General features: G+C 59.7%; 21 protein-coding genes and 1 pseudogene. 9 read left to right on the top strand and 13 right to left on the bottom strand.

Translation table 11 applies throughout. The annotated features are described in order from the left end of the window. Position 1 precedes the first annotated feature (1 nt). Both glcE and glcD read right to left on the bottom strand, forming a co-directional pair. Positions 2-1,051: a glycolate oxidase subunit GlcE gene (glcE, locus tag AC54XV_RS17125; protein WP_058398934.1), complete on the bottom strand. Its 1,050-nt coding sequence runs from the start codon at positions 1,049-1,051 to the stop codon at positions 2-4. Further along, positions 1,051-2,550, bottom strand: coding sequence for a glycolate oxidase subunit GlcD (gene glcD, locus AC54XV_RS17120; protein WP_003403770.1), 1,500 nt, complete (start codon positions 2,548-2,550; stop codon positions 1,051-1,053). The genes glcE and glcD overlap by 1 nt, the downstream gene beginning before the upstream one ends. Positions 2,551-2,688: 138 nt before the next feature. Here glcD and AC54XV_RS17115 point away from each other — a divergent pair. Both AC54XV_RS17115 and hppD read left to right on the top strand, forming a co-directional pair. Next, positions 2,689-2,844, top strand: a pseudogene (locus tag AC54XV_RS17115) (glutathione S-transferase family protein); the annotation flags it as partial. Positions 2,845-2,986: 142 nt separating this feature from the next. Then, positions 2,987-4,063 (top strand): 4-hydroxyphenylpyruvate dioxygenase, encoded by a 1,077-nt coding sequence (gene hppD, locus AC54XV_RS17110; protein WP_010438666.1) that lies wholly within the window; start codon positions 2,987-2,989, stop codon positions 4,061-4,063. 60 nt (positions 4,064-4,123) lie between these two features. On the opposite strand, the gene AC54XV_RS17105 is transcribed toward hppD, so the two are convergent. Continuing rightward, positions 4,124-6,322 (bottom strand): putative bifunctional diguanylate cyclase/phosphodiesterase, encoded by a 2,199-nt coding sequence (locus AC54XV_RS17105; RefSeq protein WP_496717111.1) that lies wholly within the window; start codon positions 6,320-6,322, stop codon positions 4,124-4,126. Positions 6,323-6,685: 363 nt separating this feature from the next. Between AC54XV_RS17105 and AC54XV_RS17100 the strand changes: the two genes are divergently transcribed. After that, positions 6,686-8,260: a sensor domain-containing diguanylate cyclase gene (locus tag AC54XV_RS17100; protein WP_058398937.1), complete on the top strand. Its 1,575-nt coding sequence runs from the start codon at positions 6,686-6,688 to the stop codon at positions 8,258-8,260. Between the two features lies 1 nt (position 8,261). On the opposite strand, the gene AC54XV_RS17095 is transcribed toward AC54XV_RS17100, so the two are convergent. After that, a complete protein-coding gene (locus AC54XV_RS17095; protein WP_058398938.1) occupies positions 8,262-9,053 on the bottom strand; it encodes an IclR family transcriptional regulator in 792 nt (263 codons plus the stop codon). A gap of 141 nt (positions 9,054-9,194) precedes the next feature. Here AC54XV_RS17095 and hmgA point away from each other — a divergent pair, with 141 nt between their 5' ends. Both hmgA and fahA read left to right on the top strand, forming a co-directional pair. After that, entirely contained in the window at positions 9,195-10,499 is a 1,305-nt protein-coding gene (gene hmgA / locus AC54XV_RS17090; protein ID WP_003403762.1) for a homogentisate 1,2-dioxygenase, read from the top strand. After that, the gene (fahA, locus tag AC54XV_RS17085) at positions 10,499-11,794 is read left to right on the top strand and encodes a fumarylacetoacetase (protein ID WP_024661117.1); all 1,296 of its coding nucleotides are present in this window, start codon (positions 10,499-10,501) and stop codon (positions 11,792-11,794) included. Before hmgA ends, fahA begins: the two co-directional genes overlap by 1 nt. A gap of 11 nt (positions 11,795-11,805) precedes the next feature. On the opposite strand, the gene AC54XV_RS17080 is transcribed toward fahA, so the two are convergent. Next, on the bottom strand, positions 11,806-12,420 hold the full coding sequence (locus tag AC54XV_RS17080; protein ID WP_003403760.1) for a TetR/AcrR family transcriptional regulator: 615 nt from the start codon (positions 12,418-12,420) through the stop codon (positions 11,806-11,808). A 195-nt stretch (positions 12,421-12,615) separates the two neighbouring features. On the opposite strand from AC54XV_RS17080, the gene AC54XV_RS17075 reads away from it, so the two are divergent. From AC54XV_RS17075 to AC54XV_RS17065, 3 genes are all read left to right on the top strand, one after another. Further along, entirely contained in the window at positions 12,616-13,707 is a 1,092-nt protein-coding gene (locus tag AC54XV_RS17075; RefSeq protein ID WP_011268359.1) for an MBL fold metallo-hydrolase, read from the top strand. A gap of 113 nt (positions 13,708-13,820) precedes the next feature. Further along, positions 13,821-15,047 (top strand): cyanate transporter, encoded by a 1,227-nt coding sequence (locus AC54XV_RS17070; protein ID WP_111522262.1) that lies wholly within the window; start codon positions 13,821-13,823, stop codon positions 15,045-15,047. A gap of 68 nt (positions 15,048-15,115) precedes the next feature. After that, entirely contained in the window at positions 15,116-16,051 is a 936-nt protein-coding gene (locus tag AC54XV_RS17065) for a LysR family transcriptional regulator (protein WP_024642313.1), read from the top strand. A gap of 7 nt (positions 16,052-16,058) precedes the next feature. Here AC54XV_RS17065 and AC54XV_RS17060 read toward each other — a convergent pair whose 3' ends face one another. From AC54XV_RS17060 to AC54XV_RS17030, 7 genes are all read right to left on the bottom strand, one after another. Further along, complete coding sequence (locus tag AC54XV_RS17060) at positions 16,059-16,208, bottom strand: hypothetical protein (protein ID WP_002554136.1); 150 nt, start codon at positions 16,206-16,208, stop codon at positions 16,059-16,061. Positions 16,209-16,334: 126 nt separating this feature from the next. Then, complete coding sequence (locus AC54XV_RS17055; protein WP_024642312.1) at positions 16,335-17,012, bottom strand: type 1 glutamine amidotransferase domain-containing protein; 678 nt, start codon at positions 17,010-17,012, stop codon at positions 16,335-16,337. 166 nt (positions 17,013-17,178) lie between these two features. Beyond that, positions 17,179-18,396, bottom strand: coding sequence for an aldose 1-epimerase family protein (locus AC54XV_RS17050; protein WP_003403753.1), 1,218 nt, complete (start codon positions 18,394-18,396; stop codon positions 17,179-17,181). A gap of 309 nt (positions 18,397-18,705) precedes the next feature. Then, positions 18,706-20,081, bottom strand: a protein-coding gene (locus tag AC54XV_RS17045; protein WP_099081513.1) for an IS3-like element ISPsy9 family transposase whose coding sequence is annotated in 2 segments (ribosomal slippage) — positions 18,706-19,610 and positions 19,610-20,081 — 1,377 coding nt in all. Because the reading frame shifts where the segments join, the coding sequence is not laid out codon by codon here. 560 nt (positions 20,082-20,641) lie between these two features. After that, entirely contained in the window at positions 20,642-20,986 is a 345-nt protein-coding gene (locus tag AC54XV_RS17040; RefSeq protein WP_024641751.1) for a DUF7693 family protein, read from the bottom strand. Positions 20,987-21,069: 83 nt separating this feature from the next. Then, positions 21,070-22,002 (bottom strand): hypothetical protein, encoded by a 933-nt coding sequence (locus AC54XV_RS17035; protein WP_103713087.1) that lies wholly within the window; start codon positions 22,000-22,002, stop codon positions 21,070-21,072. 65 nt (positions 22,003-22,067) lie between these two features. Continuing rightward, complete coding sequence (locus AC54XV_RS17030; RefSeq protein ID WP_024641749.1) at positions 22,068-23,228, bottom strand: TDT family transporter; 1,161 nt, start codon at positions 23,226-23,228, stop codon at positions 22,068-22,070. A 129-nt stretch (positions 23,229-23,357) separates the two neighbouring features. On the opposite strand from AC54XV_RS17030, the gene AC54XV_RS17025 reads away from it, so the two are divergent. Further along, complete coding sequence (locus AC54XV_RS17025; protein ID WP_116893720.1) at positions 23,358-24,311, top strand: LysR family transcriptional regulator; 954 nt, start codon at positions 23,358-23,360, stop codon at positions 24,309-24,311. Here AC54XV_RS17025 and AC54XV_RS17020 read toward each other — a convergent pair. Then, positions 24,245-25,660, bottom strand: coding sequence for a lipid II flippase MurJ (locus AC54XV_RS17020; RefSeq protein WP_116893721.1), 1,416 nt, complete (start codon positions 25,658-25,660; stop codon positions 24,245-24,247). The genes AC54XV_RS17025 and AC54XV_RS17020 overlap by 67 nt on opposite strands.

Genomic DNA, 25,660 nt, shown 5'->3' with positions numbered 1-25,660 from the left:
TTCAAAGCTCCGCGTACAGTCGGCCGGGGTTGAAAATCCCCTGCGGGTCGAGTCGGGTCTTGAGTGCCTGATGGTAGCGCAGCACAGGTGCGGCCAACGGCTCGAAGGGGCTGTCGACGACGCCCTGGCTGTAGCAGGTCGCATGGCCGTCAACCGCCATGGTGATCGCTCTAATGGTTTGTCCGTCCGCGTCCGACTTGAGCCAGCGTTGCGCGCCACCCCAGTCGATCAATTGCTCGCCCGGCAGGCGGCTGTCGGCAGGCACACAGAGCCGCCACAGGGGCCGCGGGTCATCGAAGAAGGGCAGGCGATGCGCATTCAACTGCTGCCAGTAGGCGGCATCGAGCAGCTCGCCGCCGAGCCGGTCCCGGGCTGCTGCCACTGAACCTTCACCACCTTCCAGGCGCAGGCGTAGTACGTGGCCATCGTGGCTGGCTGCGCTGATCGGTATCGGTTGCTGACCCCACTCGGCAAGGCGCGCCAGGGCCAGCGTGCTGTCCATTTCCAGCGCGATACTGCTGCACAGACGTGGTTTTGGCAGCACTTTGAGCGACACCTCGGTCAGCAGCCCCAGGCAGCCGAAACTGCCTGCCATCAGGCGCGAAACGTCGTAGCCTGCGACGTTCTTCATGACTTCTCCGCCGAAACGCAGGTGCTTGCCAAGACCGGTGATGACCCGTGTGCCCAGCACGAAATCACGCACCGCCCCGCTCCACGGGCGGCGCGGTCCCGAAAGCCCCGCAGCGACCATACCGCCGAGCGTCGCAGCGCCAAAGTCTGGCGGTTCGCAAGGCAGCATCTGGCCTGCGGCGTCCAGTGTCTGCATCAGCTCGCTCAATGGCGTGCCGGCGCGCGCAGTAATCACCAGCTCTGTCGGGTCATAAGTGACGATGCCACGGTGCTCGCGCGTATCGAGTACTTCGCCAGCGGTTTCACGACCGAGAGAAGCCTTGCTGTTGCCGCCCTGAAGACGTAACGGCGTGTTGTCGCGCAGCGCCTGTTCGACCCGCTCGAGCAGTGCCTGGCTGACATCGTTGTCCATCGTGCTCATCAGAAGCGCTCCAGGTCGGGGAACGGCAATTGCCCGGCGTGGATGTGCATGGCACCAAATTCCGCGCAACGGTGCAGGGTCGGGATGTTCTTGCCAGGGTTGAGCAGGCCGCTGGCGTCGAATGCCGCCTTGATGGCATGGAAGAAGGTCAGTTCGTCGCTATTGAACTGGGCGCACATCTGATTGATCTTCTCGCGACCGACACCGTGTTCGCCAGTGATGCTGCCGCCGACCTTGACGCACAGCTCGAGGATTTTGCCGCCCAGTGCCTCGGCGCGCTCCAGCTCACCCGGTTGATTGGCGTCGAACAGGATCAGCGGGTGCATGTTGCCGTCACCGGCATGAAACACGTTGGCGACACGCAAGCCGTATTGCCCGGATAACTCCCTGATGCTGCGCAATACGCCCGGCAGCTCACGGCGCGGGATGGTCCCGTCCATGCAGTAGTAATCCGGCGACAGGCGACCCACGGCCGGGAAAGCGTTTTTGCGCCCGGCCCAGAAGCGGACCCGTTCGGCCTCGTCTTTCGCCTGGCGCACGTCGGTGGCGCCCGCCAGTGTCAAGACCTCGCTGACCCGTTCGCAGTCAGCGTGCACATCGGCTTCGACGCCGTCCAGTTCGCAGAGCAGGATGGCTTCGGCATCGACCGGGTAGCCTGCGTGAATGAAATCCTCGGCGGCACGAATCGCCAGATTGTCCATCATCTCCAGCCCGCCGGGGATGATGCCCGCCGCAATGATATCGGCCACTGCACGTCCGGCCTTTTCCACGGAATCGAACGCTGCCAGCAGTACTTTGGCCACTTGCGGTCTGGGCAACAGCTTGACGGTGACTTCGGTAATGACGCCGAGCATGCCTTCGGAGCCGGTGAACAGTGCCAGCAGGTCGAAGCCCGGCGAGTCCAGCGTGTCGCTGCCCAGCGTCATGGGCTCGCCTTCCACCGTCAGGATCTCGACCTTGAGCAGGTTATGCACGGTCAGCCCGTACTTGAGGCAGTGCACGCCGCCGGCATTTTCCGCCACATTGCCGCCGATGGAGCAGGCGATTTGCGAGGACGGGTCTGGCGCGTAATACAGGCCGTGGGGCGCTGCCGCCTGGGAAATGGCCAGGTTGCGCACGCCGGGCTGAACCCGCGCCAGGCGCGCCGAAGGGTCGATCCCGAGGATCTGATTGAAGCGCGCCATGACCAGCAGCACGCCTTTTTCCAGCGGCAGCGCGCCACCCGACAGCCCGGTGCCCGCCCCACGAGCGACCACCGGTACGCGCCGTGCGTGGCACAGCCTGAGCAGCGTCTGGACTTCTTCCACATGACGCGGCAACGCCACCAGCATCGGTGTGGTGCGATAGGCTGACAACCCGTCGCACTCATAAGGCCGCAGCTCTTCGGGGCGATGCAGGATGTCCAGGTCGGGCAACTGCTGTTGCAGCGCCTGCAACAGTTGCTGCTTGTCGACGGCAGGCAGCACGCCGTCGATGCGTTCGTCGTACAGAATGTTCATCAAGCCACCCTGGGTTGTTATTGTCGGGTTAATGCATCCTAGCTCATTCGCTGCGAGGCTTGAGTTGACAGCGAGGGTCCGATCACGCAATTTACGCATTACGTAATAGGGTTACGAAAATAAAAACACCGCATCCATGCGGCTATTTACCTGCTACCCCTGTTGTACGCAGCGCATCGTTACCGCGTCGACCTGACTGCATTCGTGCGTATTCAGCGGGTCGAGCATCTGGCCCGGCAGCCCTCGGTCTTTTACCAGGCACACCCTGATGCACAATCGGACAAGCCGGAGTAGGCTGCCCTCATGAAGATTCTTGGTCTGCAACTGATATTCGGTGATTTTCTCGCACGCAGCGTGCGAGGGATTCCGTGTGCGCCGCCCGCAGGACAGTGATTGCCAGGGTTACCCACTCTCACTTTCCTGCAAGGAGCCAGTCATGGCTGATCTTTACGAAAATCCAATGGGCCTGATGGGCTTTGAATTCATCGAATTCGCATCACCGACGCCCAATAGCCTTGAGCCCGTGTTTCAGATGATGGGCTTCACCAAAGTCGCGACCCACCGCTCCAAGGACGTGTCCCTGTATCGTCAGGGCGCGATCAACCTGATTCTCAACAACGAGCCGCACAGCCTGGCATCGTACTTTGCCGCCGAGCATGGTCCTTCGGTGTGCGGCATGGCGTTCCGCGTGAAAGATGCGCAGAAGGCCTATAGCCGGGCGCTTGAACTGGGCGCCCAACCGCTGGAAATCGCTACCGGGCCCATGGAGTTGCGCCTGCCCGCAATCAAGGGCATCGGTGGCGCGCCGCTTTACCTGATTGATCGCTTCGGCGAGGGCACGTCGATCTACGACATCGATTTCAACTTCATCGAGGGCGTTGACCGCCACCCGGTCGGTGCCGGTCTGAAATTCATCGACCACCTGACCCACAACGTGTACCGCGGGCGCATGGCGTATTGGGCCGGTTTCTATGAAAAGCTGTTCAATTTCCGCGAGCTGCGTTACTTCGACATCAAGGGCGAATACACCGGCCTGACCTCCAAAGCCATGACCGCCCCGGACGGCATGATCCGCATTCCGCTCAACGAGGAATCGTCCAAGGGCGCGGGGCAGATCGAAGAGTTCCTGATGCAGTTCAATGGCGAAGGCATTCAGCATGTAGCCTTCTTTACCGATGACCTGATCAAGACCTGGGACGCGCTGAAAGCCACCGGCATGCGCTTCATGACTGCGCCGCCGGATACCTACTACGAGATGCTGCAAGGCCGCCTGCCCGACCACGGTGAGCCGGAGGCCGAGCTCAAGTCACGCGGGATTCTGCTCGATGGTTCTTCCGAAGGCGGCGAGCGTCGTTTGCTGTTGCAGATATTCTCCGCAACGCTGATGGGCCCGGTATTTTTCGAATTCATTCAGCGCAAGGGCGATGACGGGTTTGGCGAGGGCAACTTCAAGGCACTGTTCGAATCCATCGAACGCGACCAGATCCAGCGTGGTGTACTGACGCCGGACTGAGTGATCACCAGAGGCGTCCATATTGCGCGATCAGACGAGCCTGCCCAGGCTCGTTCTGAGTCAGTTGTGCTTGAGCACGTCAGCGTGCCAATTGTGAGAAGAGATATAACGCTTGGTGAATTCATGCGCCGGCATGGGGCGACCATACAGATAGCCCTGGCCTTCGTCGCACACATAATGGCGCATCAGACTTTCCTGCTCACGGGTTTCTATGCCTTCTGCCGTGACCTGAAGATTGAAGCCGTTTGCCAGCCTGACGACGGCCTCGACGATGACTTCGTCTTTTTTGCTGCGCTCCACGCCACTCACGAATGAGCGGTCGATCTTCAGTCGTGTCACCGGATAGTCTTTGAGCAGGCTCAGGGACGCATAGCCGGTACCGAAATCATCGAATGCGATGCCCACACCCAATGAGCGAAGGTGGCGCAGCGGTTCCATAATGCGTTGTTCGTTTCGCAGGATGATGTTTTCCGTGATCTCCAGTTCGAGTGAGTGTGCCGGCAAGGAAAAATCTTCAAGCGCGCTTTCAACCATTTCGGCAAAGTCCCGCATGCGAAACTGCGCGGCGAACAGGTTGACGCCGATGCGGAATTCCTCGCAGCCGGTATTTCGCCATTGCGCTGCCTGCTCACAGGCTGAACGCAGTATCCATTCGCCCACCGGCACCGCAAGAAGACCGGCTTCCAGTGCCGGTAGAAAAACCGCAGGGGACACGACACCCAGTGTCGGATGGTTCCAGCGTATAAGGGCTTCGGCTCCGGTGATACGACCATCCGCAAGTCGTACCTGAGGTTGGTAGTACAGCTCGAACTCTTTGTTGGCCCACGCCTGACGCATCGATGAGCTGAGCGCGCCTCTTCTGGACGCGGTCTGTCGATGCTCGGAGGTGAAGGTGCGAACCAGGGAGCGTCCGTCAGACTTGGCCTGGTAGAGCGCCAGGTCCGCATTACCGAGCATTTGCTCCTCGTCGTAGTCGGAGCCACACCTTACGGAGACGCCGATGCTGGCGCCGATATAGATTGAATTGTCTTCAAACTCTATCGGCTCCTCGATGACCGCGATGAGCTCCAGGCCCAGCTTGATCGCCTTGTCGGGGTCTGCCGTTTCGGACAGGAACACGACAAATTCATCGCCGCCCAGACGCGAGACCATATGGCAGGCCGGTACGTGTTCGCGAAGACGGTGAGAGGTCACCTTGAGCACAAAATCACCCGCAGCGTGGCCCAACGTGTCGTTGACGTCCTTGAAACCGTCCAGATCGATCAGCAGGATGGCTGCTGAAAGCTGAGCATCGCACGCCTCCTTGATCCGCCTCTTGAGCGTCGATCGATTGGCAAGCCCGGTCAGGTGATCGTATTCGGCCGCATGCTTGAGTAATTTGTCCGCCTCGACACGCTGGGTGATGTCACGAATGATCGCTCCGAATTGTGGCTCGCCGGCAGACGTCCATTGTGAGAGCGAGAGCTCGATGGGGATGGTATGACCGTCGCGATGGATGGCCGTCAGGTTGATGGATTTTCCGATGATGGAGGCCGGACCGCCTGCAGCCACCCTCGACAGACCGGCATGGTGCCTGGAGCGCATTTCGGGCGGAATAATGATGTCGAGAGGCTTTCCCATGGCGTCCTCGGATCGATGCCCGAAAATGAGCTCGGCCGAATTGTTCCATGAGATGATCCGGTTTTTGCTGTCCGAGCAGATGATCGCGTCGGGTGAAGTCGAGGTGATATTCATGAAGCGGGTGTGGCTGTCTTCATTCTCCAGTTCGAGCCGACGCAACTCCATTCTTTCGATGACCATGACTGCCAGGTCCTGAAGAACCCGCTGATCTCGCTCCGAGAAAGTCTCCCTGGGTTTATTGTCGATCAGGCACAGGCTGCCCAGCACATGACCGCTGGCGGTTATCAGCGGCGCCCCGGCATAAAAGCGAATATGGGGAGCGCCGACTACCAAGGCGTTTGAGCTGAACCGCTCATCCTGCAATGCATCAGGCACCAGAAAAACGTTACGGCCCATGAGCGCAAAATTGCAGAATGAGACGTCGCGGCCCGTTTCGCAGACATCGAGGCCAACGCGCGCCTTGAAGAATTGCCGGTCTCGATGAACCAGAGAAATCAGCACAATGGGCACATCGAAAATCCGCGATGCCATTTGCACGATCTGATCGTATTCGTGCTCAGGTGGGGTATCCATCAACGAAAAGGCATTCAAGATACGAATACGTTCTTCGTCATCATCGCCGACCGGGTAAGTGTTCATTTGAGGCCATCGCTATAAGCTGATCGGGCCTGAAACACGCAGCGATCGATGGGCAACGCCGCTGTGCCGGCACCGTTGAAAGCACCCTGCCAACACGCGCCTGCGCCACGCCGGAAAAACAACGTTCGATACATTGGCATTGGAGCACCTCTCACAGTAGCGTATCGGCAGCTGTTTTCGGACAGCTCAGAAGCTGTATCGTCAAAAAACCGGATACCTGTAACAACTTCTTGAGCAACTAGCCAGGCGGGCATCGATCCAACTAAGGCCAGCGTTACCTGATGCAACAAGACGTTCAGGTTAAGTGTCGCAAAGGTATGGAAACTGCATAGAAGGTTTCACTGCCAATTTGATGACAATCCTATGAAGCCGCTTTCCTTTATTTCGACGAGGCTTACACCTTCGGCGCTCAGCAAAGCGTTGATCGGCTTCATTGCCCTGGTCTGTCTATCGTTGATCATGGCCACCGCCTGGCAGATGAACCAGTCCAAGCTCGAGCGCTTGGCCACCGCGAGGATTGCGGTGTCCAATATCGTGCTTGCTGCTGAGCAACAGGCTCAGGACACCCTGCAACAGGCTGACAACACGCTGCGAGACCTTGCCGAGCGTGTTGAGCAGGATGGCGCCGCAGGCGAGCAGCAAAGCCGCTTGACCAGGCTGATGGCTCAAGACCTGGTAAACGTCAAAGGGCTTCAGGGGCTGTTCATCTACGATGCCCAGGGCAACTGGGTCGCCAATTCCTTTGCCAAGGGCGTGCAGACCAGAAACAACGAAGACCGCGCCTACTTCATTTATCACCGCGACAACCCTGACCCGTCCATTCATATAGGTTCCATTGTCGAAAGCCGCAATACGGGGGACATGATCATCCCGGTCAGTCGGCGTATCAATGCGGCGGATGGCAGTTTTGCAGGCGTTGCCCTGGCCACGGTGCCGGTGACTTATTTCCAGGCGTTTTTCCAGCGCATGGATGTAGACGACAAGGGCGTGATCTTCCTCGCTCTGAACAATGGCGACCTGCTGGCGCGTAGGCCCACATTAACCGCACTGATGACCACCAATGTGGCCAAGGGCGATATCTTCACTCGCTATCTGCCGTACAGCGACAGCGGTACCGCAGTGATCAACTCCGTGGTGGATGGGGTGGAAAGGATCTATGCCTATCGGCGTGTGTCAGGATTGCCCATCGTCGCCGCTGCCGGTATCTCCAGTCAGCATGTGTTCGCGCCCTGGTGGGCCTATGCACAGCGCTCCATGACCATCACCGGCATCATTATCCTGGCGCTGGTTTTTCTGGGCGTCCTGCTGTATCGGCAAATCCAGCAGTTGATCACTGCGGAGGGGGAACTGAACATTGCCAGGAACGACCTGGAGATCATCGCTCACACGGACAGCCTGACGCACCTGGCCAATCGACGCTGCTTCGATACGGCCTTGCAGCAGGAGTGGGGGCGGGCTAGCCGGAATGATGCAACCATCGCAATTATTTTGCTGGATATCGACTGGTTCAAACAATACAACGACACCTACGGCCATCTGCAGGGTGACGACTGCCTGAGGCAAGTAGCGGGGCTGATTGGCAACAGCCTCGACCGGTCTGGGGATATGGCTGCACGTTACGGCGGCGAAGAGTTTGTCATTCTGTTGCCTGAAACCGACCTGGCAGGGGCGCTGAAACTTGCGGAAAAAATCAGATCATCCATTGAAGCCAGTTGTATAGAGCACTCGTCCAGCCCGCTGGGCAGGCTGAGCATCAGCTCGGGCGTGGTGGCGATCAACGCAGCAGAGAAGAAGGATGCGCACACCGCTGCGCTGAAGGAAGCGGATCGACTTCTTTACCTGGCCAAAACCAAAGGGCGTAACCGCGTCGAAGGTCGCTTGATTCAAGGGTGGCAAGCAGATAGCCATTTTGCCAGGGTATCCAGCGCTTCCCCCTGATTCAGTCTGACGGACGGCTACCGCCCATGCGCTCGCTGATCGCCACCGCCGTTTGCAAAAGCCGCGTGGCCGCCAGATCCTGTGTCGCGTCGTTCAACACCGATCCCGGCCCTACCACGGTGATCACGCCCACCAGCTTGTCACCCATGGCGAACAGCGGTGAGGAGGCTGCATTGATACCCGGCATCAGCAAGCCCTGAATCTGGTGCACGCCGGCGGTACGAATCTGCTCGACATGCTGCTCGACCTCACGCAACTGTGCGGCGCTCAGCAACGGCACTTCCTGCTCGCGAAGCGCAGCGGTTTCGCGGTCGTTCAGAAAACTGTCGAACACCAGGCCGGTGGACGAGCCAAGCAGCGGCAGCACCGAGCCGATCTGCGTGACCAGCGTCACCGCACCCATCGAGGGTTCGACATACACCACGGTCGGCCCCTTGTTGCCCCATACCGCCAGAAAGCAGGTCTGATTCAACTCGTCGCGCAAGCTGGCCAGCCAGGGGGCCGACACCTTGAGGACATCCAGCTTGCCGAGCGAGGCCAGCCCCACCTGCAACGCCTCGCGCCCCAGCCCGTAGTGATTGTTGACAGCATCCTGTTCGGCAAAGCCACTGGCAATCAGCGCCTGCAGATAACGATGAACCTTGCTGGCGGGCATGCCCAGGTGTTCGGCCAGTCTCGAAAGGGACGTGGCAGGGGCGAGTTCGGCAAGTGCCTTGAGCACGCCCAGCCCGACTTCAGCGGCCTGGACCTTCTGCTGGCGTCCGCCTGCGGGGCTTTCGGTTTCCTGGGTCATGGGGGTGCTGTGCGCCGATCGGGAAAGGCAGCTTTATAGCTTGACCGGCTGGCAAACTCAAATTACGTTATGCGTAATCGCTTTACGTAAAATAATGTTTCGTCCTGTCTCTGCCCGACCCCATGACAACAAGAGGTCCAGATGGCTATCCACTCCAGATCCGACGCATTGATTTATCAGTCGGGCTTTGGCAACCAGTTCAGCAGCGAGGCGCTGCCCGGCGCGCTGCCCGTTGGCCAGAATTCGCCGCAAAAGCATCCTCTGGGTCTGTATGCCGAGCAGTTCTCGGGTACCGCTTTCACCGTCGCGCGCAGCGAAGCCCGACGTACCTGGCTGTATCGGATCAAGCCGTCGGCAGCCCATCCGCGTTACCAGCGCATGGATCGGCAGATGGCCGGTCAGGAGCCGGGGCCGATCAACCCCAACCGGTTGCGCTGGAATGCCTTCGATATCCCCGCGGCACCGACCGATTTCATCGACGGTCTCATCCCCCTCGCCAGCACCTCGGCGGCAGAGCAGGCCGAGGGTGTCAGCGTTTACCTGTACACCGCCAACACCTCCATGCAGCGAGCGTTCTTTAGCGCGGATGGCGAATGGCTGGTGGTGCCGCAGCAGGGCCGACTCAGAATCGTCACCGAACTGGGCTTGCTGGACATCGAACCCCTGGAAATCGCCGTCTTGCCGCGAGGTTTGAAGTTCAGCGTGCACCTGCTCGACAGCAGCGCCCGTGGTTACCTCTGCGAGAATCACGGCTGCGCCTTGCGCCTCCCGGAACTGGGCCCGATCGGCAGCAACGGGCTGGCCAACTCACGTGATTTTCTGACCCCGGTTGCCTGGTTTGAAGACAGTCGCCAGCCGATGCAACTGGTGCAGAAGTTCCTCGGTGAGCTGTGGTCGACGCAACTGGAGCACTCACCCTTTGACGTGGTGGGCTGGCACGGCAACAACGTTCCGTACAAGTACGACCTGCGGCGTTTCAACACGATCGGTACGGTCAGCTACGATCACCCGGACCCATCGATTTTCACCGTGCTGACCTCACCGGGGGCTATTCATGGCCAGGCTAATATCGATTTCGTGATCTTCCCGCCGCGCTGGATGGTGGCGGAAAACACCTTCCGTCCGCCGTGGTTCCACCGCAACCTGATGAACGAATTCATGGGCCTGATCGACGGCGCGTACGACGCCAAGGCCGAAGGCTTCATGCCCGGTGGCGCTTCGCTGCACAACTGCATGAGTGCGCACGGCCCGGATAATGTCACCGCCGAAAAGGCCATTGCTGCCGAGCTGAAACCGCACAGGATCGACAACACCATGGCCTTCATGTTCGAAACCGGCAAGGTATTGCGCCCCAGTCGTCACGCGCTCGACTGTCCGCAACTGCAAACCGATTACGATGCCTGCTGGAAGGATATGGCCAGGACGTTCACCCAGGAGCCACGCTGATGACTACCGCGCTCAATCGTCGTAGCTGGGTCGAATCTGCCAACGGGCATGCCGATTTCCCGCTGCAGAACCTGCCGTTGGGCGTGTTCAGCCATGGCCAGACCTGCCCGCGTGGCGGAGTGGCCATAGGCGACAGGATTTTCGATCTGCGCGCAGCAACAGAGGCCGGGGTGTTTCAGGGACCGGCCGCCGATGTTGCCGAGGTTGCCAGCCGCGACCAGCTCAATGATTTTCTTGCACTGGGTGCCGCTGCCCGCCAGGCATTGCGCGCCGCCTTGTTGCAGTTGCTCGATGAAGACAGCCCGCAGCGCGACAGGCTGCAGGGCGTTGCCGGTTTGTTGTTGCCGATGAGTGAGTGCACGTTGCACATGCCCGCTCGGGTGGGTGATTACTCGGACTTCTACGTCGGTATTCATCACGCGCTGAATGTCGGCAAGCTGTTCCGCCCGGACAACCCGCTGCTGCCCAACTACAAATACGTGCCGATCGGCTATCACGGCAGAGCGTCGACCTTGTGTCCCTCGGGTACGGCTGTGCGGCGCCCCAGCGGACAAACCCTGGCGGCAGGTCAGAACGCTCCTGCTTTCGGTCCCTGCCAACGCCTGGATTACGAACTGGAACTGGGGGTCTGGATCGGGCCGGGGAATGCCCAGGGCGAGTCCATCGGGATCGATCGGGCCGCCGAGCATATTGCCGGGTTCTGCCTGCTCAACGATTGGTCGGCGCGTGACATACAGGCATGGGAATACCAGCCGTTGGGACCGTTTCTGTCCAAGAGTTTTGCCACGACGATTTCGCCCTGGGTGGTGACTGCCGAAGCGCTTGAACCGTTTCGTCGTGCCCAACCGCCACGTCCGGACGGCGATCCGCAACCGCTGTCGTATCTGCTCGATGACCACGATCAGCAGGGCGGGGCGCTGGATATCGAGCTGGAAGTGCTATTGCGGACTGCACAGATGAAAGCCGACGGCCTGGCGCCTCACAGGCTGGGTCTGAGCAACTCGCTGAACATGTACTGGACAGTGGCGCAGATGGTTGCGCATCACAGCGTTAACGGCTGCAAATTGCAGCCGGGTGACCTGCTCGGCACCGGTACGTTGTCCGGCCCCCAGGAAGGTCAGTACGGCAGCCTGCTGGAGATGACCGCAGGCGGCAAACAACCGGTCACATTACCCAATGGCGAAGTGCGCATGTTCCTGCAAAGTGGCGACGAGGTGTTTCTGCGTGCCCGTTGTCATCGCGAAGGGCACATCTCGATTGGCTTCGGTGAGTGCCGGGGCGTTGTGCTGGACTGACCGCTTCAGCGTCAGCGGGTTATTTCGTACCAGCCGAGAAACATGTCCAGCGTCGATTCGACCACCGTGTGCTGCTCCTCGGGGGTAAGCAATGCAGCACTGAACGTCACCTGCGGCCAGAACGCGAACGACTTGAGCAATGCATGCATTTGCGTCGCGGCAAAGGCCGGGTCAACCGGCTTCAGGCGGCCGTCCTTCTGCGCGGCGCGAATCCAGGCACTGAAGGTTTCTTCTCGTTCATTGATACGCGCCATCCACACCTGAGCCCGTTCGGGTGAGTGAATGGTGGCGCCGACCACCACGCGGGCCAGGTCGATAAAGTGGCTGTTGGTCAGATTGCGCATCTTGCCCCACAGCAATTCCCGCAACTGCTCGCGCAGCCCGATTTGCGGGCGAAAAACCACCTCAGCCTGCGGCGGGGCGCAGCTCCAGAGGCGCTGCAGCATCTCGGCGAACAGTTCTTCCTTGCTGGGGAAATGGTTATAGACCGTACGCTTGGAAACCTTGGCCCGCGCGGCGATCCGGTCCATGCTGGTGATCTCGAAGCCACGATCGCCGAATTCGGCAATAGCCGCCTGGACGATGGATTCGCGTTTCTGATCGGTAAGGCGCATGGGTTCGGTCATTAGGTTCGCTTCAAACGTGCGTTTAGAGAAAATTACACTCAGCAGTTTACTTGTCGCCAAGGATCATGCAAGCTTAAAACTACACCGTGTAGTGTAAAACACTGTTACATATTTTCCCTCGGACATCCTGCAACAGGATCACGTACGAAGAATGCACGGCTGGAGCCTCAACCTGCCCCCAGGAGTCAGCGAACCATGGCCTCGACACATCAGAAAAAGTACGCTTCTTCACTGCCTGTCTTGTCCCGCCACGCAGGGCGATACCGCAATCATGCGGCCATGAAGCCGTCGAGTCTGCTGCGCACGCTCGGGATTTTCTGGGATCAGGTGTTCAACAAGCCCAAGGACACACGCCCGGCAGGCGACATTCCGGTACAGCCGCTGTCGCGTCAACAGTTGCTGGCAGCGCCGAACAACACTGTTTACCGCCTGGGGCATTCGACCGTTCTGCTCAAACTGCGCGACCAGTTCTGGCTGACCGACCCCGTGTTTGCCGAGCGTGCCTCGCCCGTGCAGTGGGCTGGCCCGCAGCGCTTTCATCAGCCGCCGATCAGCCTCGAAGAGTTGCCGCCGATCAAGGCGGTGATTCTTTCGCACAACCATTACGATCACCTCGATCGCATGGCCATCAAGGCGCTGACCGAAAAGACCGAGCACTTTCTGGCGCCGCTTGGCGTGGGCGATACGTTGATCGAGTGGGGCGTGCCTGCGCACAAGGTGCGTCAGCTGGACTGGTGGCAGTCGACCGAGGTGGCGGGCATCGAGTTCGTCGCCACGCCCTCGCAGCATTTCTCGGGGCGTACGCTGCTCGACAGCAACCGCACCTTGTGGGCGTCCTGGGTGATGATCGATGGCGATCAACGGATCTTCTTCAGTGGCGACAGCGGTTACTTCGATGGTTTCAAAACCATTGGCGAGCAATACGGACCATTTGACCTGACCCTGATGGAAACCGGCGCCTACAACGTCGAGTGGCCCGATGTGCACATGCAGCCCGAGCAGACGCTGCAGGCGCACCTGGACCTGCGCGGTCGCTGGTTGCTGCCGATCCACAACGGCACCTTCGACCTGTCGATGCATGCCTGGCACGAACCGTTCGATCGCATTCTGGCCCTGGCCTGGGAGCAGAATGTCTCGATCGCCACGCCGATGATGGGCCAGCCGTTCTATGTGCAATACCCGTGTCGCGGTCTGACCTGGTGGCTGGGCGTGGATGAGGTGGTTGAGCCTGAAACCGCACAGACCGAGGGTGCAGAATCCTGCGGCTGCCGTCGGCAGAATGCCTGAAATCTGCCTGTGGCATGGGTGAACTGATTTTTAGATAGCACGGCCCAGATTTTGATTTGTCACCTGAGCACGCGCCCGGCCTAATCATGACCATCAATAGCGATGGTGACGGTATGCAGATGCGTGGCTCGGCGGTTCAGAATATGGGGTTGATGATCAGTGTCCTGTTGGTGGCGCTGAACCTGCGCCCGTCGATGGCCGCGGTCGGTCCATTGCTGGTGGCGATTCGTCTGGACGTCCCGCTGGGTTTCGGGACGGCGTCGTTGCTGACCATGCTGCCGGTCATGGCCATGGGACTGGCCATGTTTTTCGGCATGGGCATTGCTCGTTACCTGGGTTCGTATCGCAGCATCATGCTTTCACTGGCGCTTATCGGTCTGGCAACCCTGGCGCGTCTGTTTCTCGATTCTGCTGCCGAACTGATTTTCAGCGCTGTGCTGGCGGGTCTGGGTATTGCCTTGATTCAGGCGCTGATGCCCGCGTTGATCAAATCGCGCTTCAAGGCCGACGTCTCCTTGTACATGGGGCTGTACGTGACCGCGATTATGGGCGGGGCCGCGCTGGCCGCCTCATTCAGCCCTCTGCTAATGAGCAGCAGTGGCAGTTGGCGCGTCGGCCTGGCGGTCTGGTCGCTACTGGCTCTTCTGGCAATGTGCTTCTGGTTTGCCCAGCGGCACGTGTTGCAGTCCGACGCGTCAATCGCTGCAGGGCACCGGCAGACCTTCTTCCACATGCCTCGGGCCTGGATGCTGGGGATTTTCTTCGGTCTTGGCACTGCGTCCTATACCTGTGTGTTGGCCTGGCTGGCGCCCTATTATCTGGAAAACGGCTGGGGTGAGCAGGGTGCAGGGTTACTGCTGGGCTTTCTGACCCTGATGGAGGTCGTATCGGGTCTGCTGGTTCCGGCGCTGGCCAACCGCAGTCGCGATAAGCGCGTGGCGCTGGTTGTGCTGCTGATATTGATGATGACCGGCTTTGCCGGGCTGATTTTGATGCCGCAGCAGTTGGGCCTGCTGTGGGCATGCCTGCTGGGCTTGGGGATTGGCGGTCTTTTTCCGATGAGCCTGATCGTGTCCATGGATCATTGCGATGATCCGCAGCAGGCGGGCAGCCTGACGGCATTCGTGCAGGGCGTGGGTTATCTGATCGCCAGCCTGTCGCCGCTGCTTGCCGGAGTGATTCGTGACCTGACGGGCAGCTTTGCGGGTGCATGGTGGTCACTGATGGCGTTGGTCGTGATCATGCTGTTGATGGTGGTGCGACTCGACCCTCGACGTTATGCTGATCATCTGCGCGACGCACTCGGCGGACCTGTCATCACTGGCAGACAGGCTGAATGATTGCATTTTGATGCTATCTTGTGCGCGTTGACCTGACCGCCCGGTCATTGCGCCAGCGAGATGCCTTGATGCTTAACAGTAATGCCCTGAGAAAGCTGGACATGCAGGACCTCATGGTCTTTGTCTCGGTGTATGAGCAGCGCAACCTGACCCTGGTCGCGGAAGCGTTGCATGTCAGCCAGTCGACGGTCAGTTACTGCCTGAAAAAGCTGCGTGCCAACTTCGAGGACGATCTGTTCATCTGCACCCGCAACGGCATGCGTCCGACCCGCAAGGCGTTGGCCATGCATGACCATGTGCAGCAGATTCTCCGCTCGGTCAACCTGTGTCATGACGGTCTCGATCTGTTCGACCCGACTCGCGCACAGACCACCTTCACGGTCTGCGCGCCTGAGTATTTCGAGCTGCTGGTATTGCCGCATTTGCTGCGTGACTTCGTTGCAGCCGGCTTCTCGGTGACGGTCAATGTGCAAAAGCTGGAGAAGCAGTTGCCTGCCGAGCAATTGAACGACGGTCTGTTTGACCTCGCCCTGTGCTTCGGGCCTGGCTTTCACCGAGTCCCGGACAGCCTGATTTCGCAGGTGTTGATGGAGGATGATCTGGTTTGCATCATGGACTCCCGGTTCGCGCCGCGCAGCGCCCTGATCGACCTGCAAACCTTCATCCGGCACCGTCATGTCTACCCGACGCCGTGGACGTCCGACACCAACATGGTGGATGGCTGGCTGCAGCGCCAGGGGCTTGAGCGCCACATCGTCGCGCGCGCCAACAGCTACCGGGCGGCTTTGCAATTGCTGGAAGGCACCGATTTCATTCTGGTTCTGCCACGCCGTATTCAGACGCTGCTGGGCAATGAGCCGTGGATTTGCGTATTCGAACTGCCACCTGACTTGCCCGGCTTCAGTCTGGACATGCTGTGGAGCGCCCAGGCGGATCGAGACGAAGCCAGTGGCTGGCTGCGTGAACAAGTCGTGAAGGTGTGTGCCGAGCGCGGCTTGCTCTGACGCGGCGTCAGTTGCCTGACTTGTCTTTCTGCGGGTCGGGAGAGGTGGCAGGTCGGGCCTGTTCACCCTGCTGATTGAGCTGTTTGTTCTTCTCGCCCACTTTGCCGGCGTTTTCCGGCTTGTGATCGAGGTCTTCGCGTTTGGATTCATCAGCCATGACCGTATTCCTTATTGTCGAGGGGTGTGGTTATTGGTCAGTGTGGCGTGTGCAAGATTCGATTTAAATGACGCGCGGTCCGTTGCCCGATGCTGATCGCGTCGGACGCCGAACCGCACACATCGATCAGCTCAGCAGCGTGATCAGGTCTTTGGCTGCCTGCGCCGAACTGGCCGGGTTCTGGCCAGTTACCAGCTTGCCATCGGTCAATACGTAAACGCCCCAGTCGTCGCCCTTGGAGTAGTCACCGCCCAGTTGCTTGAGCGTGTCTTCGACCAGAAAAGGTACGACATTGGTCAGGCCGACCGCTTCTTCTTCACTGTTGGTGAAGCCTGTGACGCGGCGGCCCTTGACCAGTGGCTGGCCGTCCGCTGCTTTGACGTGACGCAATACGCCAGGTGCATGGCAGACCATTGCGTGTGGCTTGTCTGCCTTGGCAAATGCCTCGATCAGAGCGATGGAGTGCTTGTCTTCAGCCAGGTCCCACAGCGGGCCGTGACCGCCCGGGTAGAACACGGCATCGAAATCGGCAGCATTGACGCCAGACAGAAGGCCGGTGTTAGCGAGTGCTTTCTGCGCATCTGCATCTTTGGAGAAACGCTTGGTGTCTTCGGTCTGCGCGTCGGGCTCATCGCTCTTCGGGTCCAGCGGTGGTTGACCGCCTTTCGGAGAAACCAGCGTAACGTCGGCACCGGCCTCTTTGAACGCGTAATACGGCGCGACGAACTCTTCGAGCCAGAAACCGGTTTTCTTGCCGGTGTCGCCCAGTTGGTCATGGGATGTCAAAACCATCAGGATTTTCATGTGCATGCTCGTCTTCGAAGGGTTGAGAGGGTGTAGACAGGCGAAAACCTCAAGTGTTGTGAGAATTTTTTACCACCGAAACGAGCAGGGCCGGATGTCGACGTAATGGCTTGCGTCGACACCCGGCCCTGTTTCAGCGCGGCGTTGAAAAATCGTCAGATAACGATCATTGCTCTTTGCTCAGGTCCACCAGCGGCTCTTTGCGCACTTCGGTCTCGCGACCGTCCTGAATGCTCTTGACCTGCCCAAGGGCTTTGTCGACCGCGCCTTTGTCAGCCAGCAGGCTGTAGCTGATCTGGAACTGACGTTGCTCTTTCGGGGCAATGGTTGGTACCAGGTTCAGCGGGCGCTGGAAGCGGCGGTTATAGGAGAAGCTGGTCCCCGGTTCCAGTCCGGTGACGTAGCCCTGGCCTTTGGTGTCGGTGTTTTTCCACAGCGAGAACACCGGCAACTGCCTGGTATTGAAACCGACCGACACGCCCAGGCTGCCAGCCTTGTTGTGCAGTACGGTCAGCGTGTCACCCTTGGCATCACCGTAAGGCACGATGTTGTAGACCGTCTCGTCGTAATCCGGCGTCGGCGCGCGGTAGGTCTGCCAGTCGCCGAGATCACCCTTGGCTTTGTCGTTGAACGGCGAAACCTGCTTGACCGGCGCTTCGAAACGCGCCCCTTGCTCGAGGAACGGCGTGCTGAAATTGCTGTGGTACAGCGCCTGGTATTCTTTCGGATAGTCGCCATTGTTGGTCAGCGTATCGTTGAGCGAAAAGCTCGTGCTGCCGGGCTCGGTGACCAGTTCGGTCTGCACCGAGAAGTCGACCTTCTTGAACGCCTGCTCCTTCAATTCACCCTTGAGGCGGATCGCGTACGGCGGTTTTTCGTCGATCTGCAGTGTCACCTTGCTCGCCGGAATATTGGCTGCACGGCCGTGCAGGGTCAGCAGCTCGCCGTTGTCCATCCCCGGATGGCCCACCCACTCGTAGCCGCAGCGGGTTACCAGCTCGTTGAAACCTTCCAGCCAGCCCAATCCGCCGCGGCCATTGAGCTCGATGAAGGCCGGATTGACCACGTCCTTGACCGGCGAATCCCAGCCCATACGCACATCGCCGACTGATGCCTGCAGCACGTTCATGCCGCGGGTCGGGACGACCGACAGCTTCATCGTACCGTTGTCGATATCGATGATGCTCACGCCTTCCTGACGACCGCCATGCAGCGTACGCATCGTGACAGTGAACGGCTTGTCGGTCTTGACGCCCAGTTGCTGACTGGTGATCTGCTGATTCTGCGCAGCCTTGTCGGTGTCGAGCAGCACGTAATCCCAGGCAAACACACTGGAAGCGGCTGTAAGGGCGCCGAGGCCTACGAGCAGAGGAAGGGATTTCATGGTGGTGGTCCTTCTGTAATTATTGGAATTATGGTGTTGCCTATCGTCTGAGTGGCCATTTAACGCCGAGTTAAACGATTCAGCAATGGGCTGAGCCCAGGCAAAGCGCTTTTCAATCACAATGGCACTGACGGCACAGAGTGTGAGGTTACTTTAGCCTCATCAAAATCACTCGCTGATGGTCGAAAAGGAGGCCTGAGTCGAACCCCAGTCCACCTGAAATCGCAGAACCGCTGTGTGACGCAGAGCGTCACGAACTGCATTCCCACGCGGAGTGGTGTGACCCCCGAAGGTTGGACAATTATCCACCTACGCTGCCTTGGCGGCCTGCATTCTGTATTCCACAGGACTCAGGCCGTTAAGCTTCAGTTTTATGCGTGAGTGATTGTAATACTCAATGTACTCTTCGATACCCGCTTGAAGCTCATCCAGATCGTTAAATTTGTTCAGGTAGAAAAATTCGGATTTCAGCGTGCTAAAAAAGCTCTCAATAGCCGCGTTGTCGTAGCAGTTACCCTTGCGCGACATGCTGGCTGCGATCGAATTCTCATTGAGCAGTCGCTGGTAAATAGGCATCCGATATTGCCAGCCCTGGTCGGAATGCAAAATCGGCTTTTCATGCGGTCCAAGCCGCTTAAATGCTCCTTCAAGCATTTCGTCGACCATGGAGTACAGCGGGCGCCTGGCAATCGCATAGGAAATGATTTCGCCGCTGTACAGATCCATGATCGGCGACAGATAAAGTTTCTGGCCTCCTACTTTGAATTCGGTCACGTCGGTGGCCCATTTCTGGTTAGGGTATTGCGCTTTGAAATCACGCTTTAGCAGGTTAGGCGCGGCCTTGCCTGTTTCGCCTTTGTAGGAACGGTATTTCTTCACGCGTATCAGGCTCTTCAGGCCTAGCTGCCCCATTAGTTTCTGCACCGTCTTGTGGTTCACAAGATGGCCCGCCCTGCGCAACGCTGCCGTGATGCGACGATAGCCATACCGGCCCTTGTGCTCGTAGAAAGTTGCCTGAATCAGGTCTTTCAGCCCGGCGTATTTGTCATCTGCCAGCAGTACCTTTTGTTGATAGTAAAAAGTGCTGCGTGCCAGACCGGCAAACTTCAGCAGGCCGTCCAGAGAATGTAAAGGCCTCAGTTCCATCACGATTTGCGCTTTTTCTGCTGCGCTATTCGTTGCTTCTTCTGAACCAAGGCATCGAGCTTTTTTAGATAATCGACCTCCATCCGCAGTTGCTTCACCTCGGCAAGCAACTCGTCACGCGAGCGCGATTCATCGTTGATCGGAGCGGAGTTCACAGGGGGAAGGGGCGTCGTCATCTTTCTTGGGCGTCCAACTTTCTTAGGGGGCTTTGAGGATGCGTTAAGAGCACCTTCGTCAAAAAGGCGCTGCCATAGATTGATGATGCCGAACTGACGGATATCGAACAAGGCCGCTGTCTGGCGCAGTGATAATCGCTCATCATGCATGCGCTTCAAAACAGCTAGCTTGAATTCGTCACTGTAACGCTGCCGCCTTTTCTCTTTAAGAGCGGCTGGGCCGTGGATCTGATAAGCCGCGACCCACTGACGAAGGCAGGAAAAGTCCACATCGTGGCGACGCGCAACATCCCTCAAACCTGCCTTGCCGGCACAATACTCTTTCACGGCTGCGAGTTTTGCCTGCTCTGTATATTTACCCATGACGCCTCCAAAGGTTGCATCCAACCTTCGGGGGTCACACCAGAGCGTGAGGAACGATAGTCATGCGCTGCCCGCAGCCACTGCCGCAAAAGCGCTTTTCAACCACGATGGCACTGACGACGCAGAGTGCGACGTAAGTGACGGCTGAGTCCTGGCGCTGATTCGGGGGTAGCCTGGCAGGACGCCAGGCTAGCCGCACCGGGCCATGGAGGGCCCGTTGCGGCGACCCCCGGATCAGTGACAGGACGAAGGAACCCGACGAAGTCGGGCCGGAAACGGAGCTAAGGACTTTGCTCACTTTGGTCCCTCAAAGTGAGTCGCCGAGGGGCGAAAAGGTGGCCTGAGTCGAACTCTAATCTACCTGATGTCACAGAACCGCTGTGTGACGCGGAGCGTCACGAACTGCATTACCACGCGGAGCGTGGGAACGAGAGTCTGTGTCGAGCCCCAATCCACCTGAAGTCGCAGAGCCGCCGTGTGACGCGGAGCATCACGAAAGGCATTACCATGCGGAACATGAGGTGCCCTGGCCAAACGCAATCTGGAACATTAAGCACCGCTCATTGAGATTCAGGTGACTGCCCCGGAACCTGATCGAGCCCAGGCTGCCCGGCTGCCGCCTCACCCAGCAACCGCTCGATCTGCGCGTGCTCCCAGCCACTGAGCAAACTCACCGGATCAGTGCGTAGCCAGCTTTCGAACGAGCCCTCCCGACCCAACGGACAGCGACATGCCCGACAGCGGGTCGGGCTGCCTTCAGTGATTTCCAGCGACATTAGCCAGCCATCGATCTCGACCTGTTGCAGCCCGGAACCGGAGGGTGTACCGATAAGTTTCAGCGACCGTGTACCCATCGCAGCATCCCGCAGTTGCTGATACACCTCACGAGTCGTCAGAGCTTTCACAGGCGTCACCCAAATCCATTTTGCTGAGTAAAGCACGATTCCGAATCGTGCCGGTTAAAGCAGACGTGCGGGTCACATGTGTTTCAAAAAGTCGATGGCGCACCAAACAGGCTTTCGATCTCGGACCGGGTCTGGTTGATCGCGCCCAACTGACGGATCAGCTCGGCCTGCCTGCTGCCACGCACGCCCGCGGTGGTCATCAGCGCATCGCGCACATAGGTGTAGACACCGCTGACACCGAACGGCGTGATGTAGCGGACATGCTCGCTGAGGCCTTGGGTGATCGCCTTGAAGTGTTCACTGGCGTAATAGGTCCTGCGCGTCCAGGCCGATTCGAACACCAACTCCATCATGACGATATTCAAGCGCGACTCTTCGACCTCATGATTAACATCCGGCGCAGGCGGCGCAGGCTTGGCGTTATCGTAAGGTTGCGCGAGGTGCAGGCGCAGTTTCAGCACCGCATCGGAAGCGGCCATGTCACGGGCGAGCTGCTCAATGGCCTTGCGGGCCGCAGGCAGGTCATCGCTGGCAAGATGAAAGTGCAGATGCATCTTGTCCTGTGTGGCGGTTTCGTTGGGAATCGGGTCAGGCAGACGATCCACCAGTGTGCTGGAGCCATCCGGCACGTCATAGGCGATGGTTTCTTCGAACATGTTCTGCTCATCGGAGAACAGCAGGGCGCTGGCATCCTTGAATTGTTTCTGCGCTTCGGCGGACAGAAAGCCGATCTCCACGCCACCGTCCAGCACGTAGCCCGGCAAGGCCGTAACACCTTCGATGACCGGCCACAGATGGCCGTCCTTTTCCCGCGTCAGGTGATGCTGAACATACCAGCCCAGGCCTTCAAGCCTGGCGCACAGCGGGCCATGAACATCGCGCCAGTAGGTCGCGAACAGCTCATGGGGAACGCCCGTCCTGCGCAGCACGGTGGTGTAGGAATTGATGACGATGTTTTCGTCGCGAGCTGCGTGGTTGCCGGAAAAGTTACTGGCGGAAAATGCTGAGGTGGGCATGAAAGCTCTCTGTCATGAAGATATTCTTCTCAGGCGCCGTGTCGCAGAGGTAAGTTCAAGGGAACTTACCGGCGGACACATCCTTGTGCTGCGATGCAGGGCGAGACGAACAGGTAACCCCGATAGGCGCCGGCCAGCGTACGTACTGACACGACCGACCACATCAGTGCCAGCAGCGCGACGAGCCACGTGCCAAAGACATCGAAGAAGCCCAGATGCAGGGTAGCACCGAGTTTGAGCGTCGCCAGCGCATACACCCCGAGCGGGAAGGTGAATGCCCACCAGCCCAGATTGAAGCCGATACCCTGTTTCACGTAGCGCAGCGTAATCAGCACGGCCAGCGCCATCCACCACAGACCCAGCCCCCAGAACAGCATACCGACCACCACACCGATGCCGGCGGCCACCGTGCCGATGGATGCCAGGCCGTGGGCGGCAAAGATCGCCGGGGCGTCGCTGCCCATCACCAGCATGCCCAGCGCGCCCGTACCGATGGGACCGAGTGCCAGCCAGCTGGACGCCGCCATGCTTTCGTGGGGCAGTTTGTGCAGCGCCAGGCGCAACAGCAGAATCACCAGAATGCTCAGCGCCACAGGCACCGAATAGGCCCACAGTACGTAGCTGGTGATCAGCACCGTGAACTGCGAGTCAGCGGCTGCAAGATGCGTCGTCAGCGATCCCCCGCAGGCCGCTGCAACTTCTGCCGCCACCACCGGTAACAACCAGACAGCGGTCATCTTCTCGATGCTGTGCTCCTGACGGGTGAACATCATGAAAGGGATCAGCACCCCACACGCCATGGCCATCGCCACGTCCAGCCACCACAAGGCTTCGGCAACCGGGACAATGGCACTGCCCCAGCGTGCCGGCCCGAACACCAGCAAACCGTTGATGATGGTCGCCAGGCCCATGGGGATGGTGCCGAAGAACATCGAGACGGTGGAGTGCCCGAAGACCTGACGTGCCTCATCGAAAAACAGCAACCAGCGGCTGGCGTACATCACGCTGAACAGCGTGAACAGGGCGATATTCAGGAACCACAACGCTTCGCCCACCGCACGCAACGGAGCAGGGCCACCCGGCAGTTGAGCCAGGGCCAGCGACAGAATCCCGGTGCCCATGGTCACGGCGAACCAGTTGGGGGTGAATTGTCGAATCGCCTCCAGCGGGCTGGTCAGTGCGGCGAGGGGGGCGTTGCCCTTGATGAGGATTGCGAGCCTGCTCATGACAGTCTCCTGCTGGTGATTTCGGGACGTGCCATCAGTCTACGGATCGACAGTCAATCTTCTAAACGGGTAATCTCTCTCATCGCTACCTGTTTATCAGGTAGATTTATTCGGCGAGAGAAGGCGCTCTTGAGAATCAACCTGCGGCAATTACAGATTTTTTGCGCGATCACCCGTTGTGGCAGCACTACCAGCGCAGGCAGCGCTCTGGCGCTGTCCCAGTCAGCCACCAGCGCGGCATTGAACGAGCTGGAAAGCGCGTTGGGTACGCGTTTGTTCGACCGTGTGGGCAAGCGGCTGGTGCTCAATGACAGTGGGCAGGCACTGCTGCCGCGTGCCATGAAGATGCTGGAAAACGCCCAGCAGATCGAGGACAGCTTTCTGTTGCCCGACGCGGCGTTGAATGCTCGCCTGCGTATCGGCAGTAGCAGCACCATCGGCAATTACTTCGTGCCGCAGATCGTCGGGGCACTGCGCGGCTCGACGCCTCAATTGCGCATCGATGTGGACATCGGCAACAGCGCACTGATTGCTCGCAAGGTCGCGCAGTTTGAAATCGACATGGGGCTGATCGAGGCACCCTGTCATCTGCCGGAATTGATCGCCGAGCCATGGCTGGTGGATGAAATGGTCATCGTTGCCGGTTGCGCCCATCCGCTGGCCGGGCAGGAACACGTGTCACTGGGCCAACTGCAGAGCGCGGAGTGGCTGCTGCGTGAGCAGGGTTCGGGGACGCGCGAAGAGGTCGAACACTTGCTGCTCAGGCATTTGCATGACCTGCAGGACATGCGTCAGGTAGGCAGCTCGGAAGCAATCATGCGCACCCTCGCGCAAGGCATCGGCATCAGTTGCCTGTCCCGTCGTGTGGTCGCCGACCTGCTGGCCAGCGGGCAGTTGCGCACGCTCGCCAGCCCGCTGCCGCCGCTCAATCGCCGGTTCTTCATGATCAGGCACCGCGACAAGTTCATCTCGCCGAGCCTGGAACGCTTCAGGGAAGCCTGCCGCCAGGCGGCCGATCAGGCCGATACGTTGCGCCACGGTTTGAGCCATAACGCCAGCCCGACCAGCAGCAGCGCGCCGTAAACACAGCTCAAGCCCAGTTGCAGCCAGGTGTCGTGCAATGGATGCAGCGACAGGGCGGCGATAGCCATCAGCAGGCTGGCCAGCAACCAGTGGCTGCGCCACGGCAAGACATCCAGCAACGACTGGCGGCGCATCAGCAGCACGCCAGTGACCAGTGCGCCGCCCAGCGCGGCGAGGGCGATGCCGGTCAGGCCGAAGGCAAAAGGCAGCGCGCCGAGCAGCAGCGCATTGCACAGGCTGCCGATCAGCTCACAGTTGAGCGGCAGGCGTGTGTCACCGGCAGCGTAGGCATAGCGCGCCAGCAAGGCATTCCAGGCACCGAACATCAGCGGTGCGGCAAACCAGGCCAGCAGTTCCGGCAGCGGCCCGCCCTGGGTCTGATTGGGCAGCAACAGTGTCACCAGAGCGCCAGCCGCGCCGATCAGACCGGCCACCGCCGGCAAGGTCAGCAAGGTCGCGCTGCCCAGTCCGCGCTTGAGCAGCGACAGGCGCTGATCGCCGGCACTGCCGCTCATCAGCCCGAGCAGCACCTGATTCAGGCTCATCAAGGCAATCAGCGGCAGGTTGATCAGTTTGCGCGCCAGGTTGACCCAGGTCACCGCGCCTTCGCCGAGCAGCGAAGCCACCATACGCTCCAGCAGGGCGAGACCCTGGCTGGCCAGGTTGCTGCTCAGCAGCGGGCCGATGCGCTGCAACAGCTCACGCATTGCGCCGGCTTCCGATTGCCACTGCCAGGGCCGCCAGCCAGAACGATACAGGGCTGGCAGCAATACACCCGGCATCAGCACGCTACCCAGTACGCATGCGCTGGCCAGCCCGGCCGACGTCGAGGCATGGCTGAACGCGGCGAGGTAGATGACCGGCGGCAGGTTGAACAGCAGCGAGCCGAGCCCGGCCAGCACGAAGCGCGAGCGAGCCTGCAGCGGTACGCAAAACAGCGCATGCAGCATGAAGCCTGGTGCGCACCAGGCCAGCCAGCGCAGGCCGCTGGCGGCCTGCGCGTAGCCGTCGGCATCCAGCCCCGGACCGATCAGGCGCACCAGCCCACCGGCGCCCGACAGCAGAACGACGCTCACTGCCAGCCCGGTCAGTAACAGACGCGGTGCCATGCCTCCCAGCCAGCGCTGTTGCCGTTCAGCGGTACGCTGCTGATAAAGGGGCAGGGCGGCGGCGCTGAGCAAGCCCGCCGCCAGTGACATGCGCAGCGCCTCGGGCAGGAACATCGAAACCAGAAACGCGTCGCTCTGGCCTCCGGCACCCCAGGCCGCCACCAACAGCCATTCGCGGGCAAATCCGGCAGCCAGACCGGTGAGGGTGGCCAGTGTCAGCCAAAGTGTCGAACCCAGCAT

The organism is Pseudomonas fragariae (ex Marin et al. 2024), assembly GCF_059621105.1.
The sequence above is the reverse complement of the archived record's forward strand: the minus strand, read 5'-3'. Positions and strand labels throughout refer to the sequence as shown.